We start from the raw sequence: 6,374 nt of genomic DNA on the forward strand, positions 1-6,374 counted from the left end.
CCGATCGACTTTGAGCGCCCGGCAACACATCATCCGACCTGCCGGACGATCCACCGCATCCAGGGTCGCAGCCGACACTCCATGAGCAACAGCGAGCAAACAACACAAACCCGCTTGACAGCATTTCGACAGAGGGCTACACAAGCAAACACAGCCAAACAACATGTTTCATCATCATCCACCGGCCAGTCTGGAGGTCGCCGATGTCAGCTGGCCGGCGCCTGTCCGTCTTCATCGGGGGATCGGCCGCCGCTGCGGTACTGACAGTATTAATGATCAGAGAAGGTCCGCGGCGGGCGGACCTTCCGGATGCCATCAGCGCCGTACCCGACTGGGTCAGCGCAGATCCTGAGCATGCGCTCACGACCGTCGTCGGCCTCGCCGCCTGGGCATGCCTGCTGTGGCTGTGCGCGGGATTCGTCCTCGGCGTGCTGGCGATGCTGCCCGGTGCCGGCGGACGAGCGGCCGCAGCCGTCGCTCGGCGTGTTCTCCCAAGCGCCATGCGACATATTCTTGAGATCGCGCTCGGCGTCACCATCGCCGCCGGAACCGCCGTACCGGCGTTGGCGGTGAGTCCGACGGCAACCAGCGGAGCAGCAACCACCACGGGCGTGGCCTCCTCCTCGGCCAGCTGGCCTGACATCGACATCCGAGGGACACCGACGACGCTTGCGCCTGCGGACGCCGCCCCAGCCCCTCAGCTCGCCCCGGCCAGCCCAGGTCCTAGTAGCCGGCATACGGCTGTGACCACGCCGACACCGACCGATTTTCGCTGGCCGGACCTTGAACCGCACGACAGCCCGGACCCGCACGACAGCCCGGACCTACCCGCCACCCCGCACGCAACCGCGACACCATCGGGTGCACCGGGTGTGTCCCCGCATACAGACGCCGCCGTCCCACTGAACGTCCGGCCCGCCGGGCTCGCTCCCACGCAAGCGGCGCCAACGACGTTACCCACACAGGCAGCCAGCTCCCCTGGCCGACCCGCCGATTCCGCCCCTGACCCCGGCATATCGGCCAATGCCCAGACGCCCTGGCCCGACCTCGACCTCGACCCGCACGCCGCCCCGTCACGCGATCCCCTGGTAGCGCCTGGGCCGCTCGGAATCGGTACCCCCGGACAGCCGCCATCCCCACCATCCGGTACCAGCGTCCTGGCCAGCGCCGAGGTCGTCGTGCTCCGCGGCGACACTCTCTGGGCAATCGCCGCCCGTTCTCTCGGGCCAGACACGACCACCGCGCAGATCGCGCGGGAATGGCCACGGTGGTGGGCCGCCAACGAGCATGTGATCGGCCCTGACCCCGACAAGATCCTGCCCGGTCAGCGGCTCCAGCCGCCCCGCCCCGGGCCTTGACCCCGCCCGCCCCGCCGACCTGGAGAACAGCGCTGTGACCGTTGTGGCACCCGCACGTGCAAGCTCCACCCGCGCACGTCGCTTCTACCAGATACCGATCACGCCCACCGACCCTCCGTATGATGACGACCCACAAGCGGTGGCCTTGGTCGCATCGCCGCCCGCCCACTGCGCGGCGGCTCCCGTCGTCCTCGCTCTGCCCGGCACCCGCATGGATGATCCAACACAGCACGGGTCCGGCAACGGGTCCGGCAACGGGTCCGCCAACGGGTCCGCCAACGGGCCAAGGCGGCCCACAGACAGGTCCGGACCTGTCGAGGCGCCCAACCGCTCCACCCCGACGGCGCGTGCCGTCGCGACCGTTGTCGTGCGCGCCATCGTGGAGGCCATGACCGGCATCCGGCCCGTCGCGCACCTTGCCACGTGGACGTCTGCGCAGGTCCAGGCAGACCTCGAACAGCTGGCCGCGAACAACGTCCGCAAACAGCGCTACACCTTGCGCTGCGTGCGGATATGCGAGCCTCGGGAAGGGATAGCCGAGGTTGCCGCGGTGATCGCCCGAGGCGAGCGCGTATCGGCCCTCGCCTTGCGAATGGAAACGAGCAGAGGGCGCTGGCAGGTCACGGCGCTACAAACCCGCTAGATCACAATAAGAGCGACCGGCAATAGGGGCGTAGATCAGGCTGTGCTGCGGTTCGCCGGGTCGCCATGGCACCGCTTGTACTTGCGCCCGGATCCACATGGGCACGGTGCGTTGCGAGCAGGGCGGCTACTGCCTGCGGTGGCCGTCGGGGCGCCTACTGCTCCAGCGAGCCCACCAGGGGATGTCCCGGTGGTGACCTCGGTGGTGACCGCGGTGGATCCGCCGTCCACCGACGGCGCGGTGTAGCGGAGATTATCCGCAGGTCGACGTGGTTCCAGACCCTTGACGAATACCGGCGGCGGAGTCGGCACCGGCGGGCGGCCAGAGGTCTGCGGCGTGCCCTGCGCCGGCGGGGCAACCGGGACGGTGCCGTCGGTGGCGGCACCCGCCGTGGCGGCCCGTACCGCCGCGACCAGCGCGGCGCCGTCCGCTGCCTGCGTCTCGCCATCGGCCGGGACGATCGCTGTGCCGTCCGGCGGACTCACGCTCTGGGCAGCCGTGCCGTCTGTGGAGGGAATCTGGACCTCGGCGTTGAACAGCAGCCTGACCGATTCCTCCTTGATGCCCTCCATCATCGTCTGGAACATATCGTAGCCTTCCCGCTGGTACTCGACCAACGGATCACGCTGCCCCATTGCCCGCAGGCCGATACCCTCCTGCAGGTAGTCCATTTCGTAAAGGTGCTCGCGCCACTTTCGGTCGAGCACCGCCAGGACGACCCGGCGCTCCAGTTCACGCATGAGCGGTTCGCCGTCCGGACCGGAACCCAGCTCTTCCTCGCGCCGATCGTAGGCATCGTGGGCATCGGCCTGCAGATCCTCGACCAGCGTTTCGGTCGTCAGTCCGTCGCGTTCGTCAGGGGCCGGAATTTCCACACCCACCCGGTACAGCTCACCAAGACCGGACCAGAGAGTGTCGAGGTCCCACTCCTCGGGATAGCCATCCGCTGTCGCGCCCCGGACATAGCCGTCCACCGTGTCGTCGACGAAATGACGGATCTGCTCGTGCAGGTCCGCGCCTTCGAGAACCTTGCGACGCTCCTCATAGATGACGGTGCGCTGCTTGTTCATCACCTCGTCGTACTTCAGGACATTCTTTCGGATCTCAAAGTTCTGACCTTCGACCTGCGTCTGCGCAGACCGGATCGCGCGGGTGACGATTTTCGACTCGATCGGCACGTCTTCGGGAATGTTGAGTCTGTCCATGATGCCTTCGACAGCGGCGGCGTTGAACAGCCGCATGAGATCGTCGCCCAGCGACAGATAGAACCGGGACTCACCGCGGTCGCCCTGCCGGCCGGCTCGTCCACGCAGCTGGTTGTCGATCCGGCGGGACTCATGACGCTCGGTGCCGAGGACGTAGAGCCCGCCTAGCTCCACGACCTCGTCATGTTCAGCACCGACCGACGCCCGCGCCTTTTCCAGGGCCTCCGGCCACGCCGCCTCGTAGTCCTCGGGGGACTCGATCGGGCTGAGTCCACGCTCCCGCAGCTCCGCCTGGGCAAGAAACTCCGGGTTGCCACCAAGCATGATGTCGGTGCCGCGGCCGGCCATGTTGGTGGCAACGGTCACCGCGCCCCTGCATCCGGCCTCAGCGATGATCAATGCTTCCCGCTCGTGGTGCTTGGCGTTGAGCACTTCATGTTTCACGCCGCGTTTGGTCAGCTGCTTGGACAGGTACTCCGACTTCGCCACGCTGGTCGTGCCGACAAGAACCGGCTGCCCCTTCGTATTACGCTCGGCGATGTCATCGACGACCGCATCGAACTTGGCGACCTCGGTCTTGTACACGACATCGGGTTGGTCCGCCCGGACCATCGCCTTGTTCGTCGGAATCGGCACGACGCCGAGTGTGTAGATCTGGTGGAACTCGGCTGCTTCGGTCATCGCGGTTCCGGTCATACCGGACAGCTTGTCGTACAGCCGGAAGTAGTTCTGCAAGGTGATCGTGGCCAGGGTCTGGTTCTCCTGCTTGATCTCGACCTTCTCCTTGGCCTCGATCGCCTGGTGCATTCCCTCGCTGTAACGACGCCCGTGCAGGACACGGCCGGTGAACTCGTCGACGATGAGGACCTCGCCGTCCGTGACGATGTAGTCCTTGTCCCGGCGGTAGAGTTCCTTCGCCTTCAGTGAATTGTTGAGGTAGCCGACGAGCGGTGTGTTCACGGATTCGTAGAGGTTGTCGATACCAAGCTGGTCCTCGACCTTCGCCACCCCGGACTCCGTGATGGCGACCGTCCGCTTGCCTTCTTCGACCTCGTAGTCCGTGTCCTTCACCAGCATCGGAGCGATACGGGCGAACTCGGTGTACCAACGGGTTGGGTTGTCCGCCGGACCGCTGATGATCAGCGGGGTTCGGGCCTCGTCGATCAGAATCGAGTCGACCTCGTCGACGACGGCGAAGTTGTGCCCGCGCTGGACGAGTTCCTCGCCGCTCCAGGACATGTTGTCCCGCAGATAGTCGAAGCCGAACTCGTTGTTGGTGCCGTAGGTGATGTCGCCCTCGTACTGCTGGCGACGGACGGCCGGCTGCATCTGCGGATGAATGACGCCGACCGTCAAGCCGAGAAAGCGGTGTACCCGGCCCATGTTCTCCGCGTCCCGCTGGGCCAGGTAATCGTTGACCGTGATAATGTGTACGCCCTTGCGGGACAGCGCGTTGAGATAGGCGGGCAACGTGGACACGAGGGTCTTGCCCTCACCCGTCTTCATCTCGGCGATGTTTCCCAGGTGCAGCGCCGCACCGCCCATGATCTGGACGTCGAAGTGCCGCTGCCCCAGGGTCCGTCGGGCCGCTTCACGCACCGCCGCAAACGCCTCGGGGAGGATGTCGTCGAGGGTTTCGCCCGCATCGAGCCGATGGCGGAACTCGTCGGTCATCGAGCGAAGCTCGGTGTCCGTGAGCCCGACGAAGTCGTCCTCGAGGAGGTTCACCTGATCTGTGATCGCCTTGAGCTTGCGCAGAATGCGACCCTCGCCGGCACGGAGGATCTTCTCGAGTACCACGGGCGAAACTCCTCGGGCGGTTGGTCGGCGGGGTCACCTACACAACGAGACTAGGCCGTGTCTCGTGGATGTTGCCAAGGCTAGGGCGTATCTGACTGGGCATCGATCCGCACGATCGAAGATCCATCAGACACGCCCCAGTCCCTCCGTGCTGATCGATCCGGCCATCCCACGGGTCGGCGGTTCCACAGGCTACCCGGCCGACCAGAAGTGACACGATCATGACTCGCTTCGGGTGACGGGAAGCCGGGGCTCCGCCGTAAGAGCGACCGACACCATGCGCCACACTCCGACCAGAACAACGCCCGAGGCCCGGCATCGGTGCCCGAAGTCGGCGAAGTCCGGGTTCGGCACGGGATCGGCCGAACCCGCCCGGACGACGTCCAACTGGGACGGGGCCCATCCGGGGATCACCAGAGCTGTCGCACGGCGTCCGCCGTGATCTCAGGTGATCTCCAGAAGCTTCTCCCGAACCGCGTAGACCACCGCCTCCATGCGTGAGTGCAGCTGAAGCTTCTCGAGGATGTTGCGGATGTGGTTCTTAACCGTGTTTTCGCTGATGAAGAGCTGCTTGGCTATATCACGGTTGTTGAGCCCCTTGGCGACGAGCCGCAGGACCTCCATCTCGCGATCGGTGAGGCGGGGTGTCGGCAGCTGCGGCCGGTCGTCCGCCTTTTTGATCATCGATGCAAACTCGGTGAGGAGTTTCGACGCCATCGAAGGACTGATCAGGCTCTGGCCACCGTGCACGGCGCGGATCGCGGTGGCAACCTCGTCGATCGAGATCTCCTTGAGCAGGTACCCCATCGCGCCCGCCTTGATCGCGTCGTAGAGGTCTGCCTCCTCGTCGCTGATGGTCAACATCACGATCTTCGCACTGGGTACGGCCTGCTTGATTGCGCTGGTCGCGTCGATCCCACCGCGCCGCGGCATCCGGACATCCATGAGGACGATGTCCGGTGCCATGTCGACCGCCATCGTGACGGCTTCCGCACCATCCGCGGCTTCGCCGACCACCTCGATGTTGGCCTCCTGTTCGAGGACCATTTGCAGACCGCGCCGGAACAGCGCATGGTCGTCTACGACGAGCACCCGTATGGGATCCGTCGGTGACGGCGACCCATCCTCCCCGAGTTGGCGCCCATCCCCCGTCATGTGACCTCCTTCGCGTCGCGACGGCCTGCGCCTCGGCCACCCCGTGCCGGTGCACGGGGTGGCCGGGACGTGACTGAAGACGTCCACGGCAGATGGTCCCACGTCGACTAGACCTGCATACGTTTACACCGTTGCAACCGCGCCACGAGGTTCGTCATACCTCTCGCCCCGGCTGGTCCGGCGATCTCGTCCTGCGGTGCCCGCATCCGGCTC

At 65.9% G+C, this 6,374-nt stretch carries 4 protein-coding genes; 2 read left to right on the forward strand and 2 right to left on the reverse strand.

Going from position 1 to position 6,374, the window contains the following annotated elements; all coding sequences use genetic code 11:
• The first annotated feature begins 203 nt into the window (after positions 1–203).
• Both U9980_RS09535 and U9980_RS09540 read left to right on the forward strand, forming a co-directional pair.
• On the forward strand, positions 204–1,358 hold the full coding sequence (locus U9980_RS09535; RefSeq protein ID WP_322767594.1) for a LysM peptidoglycan-binding domain-containing protein: 1,155 nt from the start codon (positions 204–206) through the stop codon (positions 1,356–1,358).
• A gap of 34 nt (positions 1,359–1,392) precedes the next feature.
• The gene (locus U9980_RS09540; RefSeq protein WP_322767595.1) at positions 1,393–2,001 is read left to right on the forward strand and encodes an Rv3235 family protein; all 609 of its coding nucleotides are present in this window, start codon (positions 1,393–1,395) and stop codon (positions 1,999–2,001) included.
• 35 nt (positions 2,002–2,036) lie between these two features.
• Here the strand turns inward: U9980_RS09540 and secA are convergent, their stop codons facing one another.
• Both secA and U9980_RS09550 read right to left on the reverse strand, forming a co-directional pair.
• The gene (secA, locus tag U9980_RS09545) at positions 2,037–5,006 is read right to left on the reverse strand and encodes a preprotein translocase subunit SecA (protein ID WP_322767596.1); all 2,970 of its coding nucleotides are present in this window, start codon (positions 5,004–5,006) and stop codon (positions 2,037–2,039) included.
• A 444-nt stretch (positions 5,007–5,450) separates the two neighbouring features.
• On the reverse strand, positions 5,451–6,161 hold the full coding sequence (locus U9980_RS09550; RefSeq protein ID WP_322750222.1) for a response regulator transcription factor: 711 nt from the start codon (positions 6,159–6,161) through the stop codon (positions 5,451–5,453).
• Positions 6,162–6,374: the final 213 nt, after the last annotated feature.

This window comes from Protofrankia sp. Cr1 (genome assembly GCF_963555865.1).
In the GTDB taxonomy this organism is placed as follows: Bacteria; Actinomycetota; Actinomycetes; order Frankiales; family Frankiaceae; genus Protofrankia.

Excerpts from the sequence above, each read along its gene's own strand:
- U9980_RS09535 (WP_322767594.1), top strand. The coding sequence starts at position 204 with ATGTCAGCTGGCCGGCGCCTGTCCGTCTTCATCGGGGGATCGGCCGCC.
- U9980_RS09550 (WP_322750222.1), bottom strand. The coding sequence starts at position 6,161 with ATGACGGGGGATGGGCGCCAACTCGGGGAGGATGGGTCGCCGTCACCG.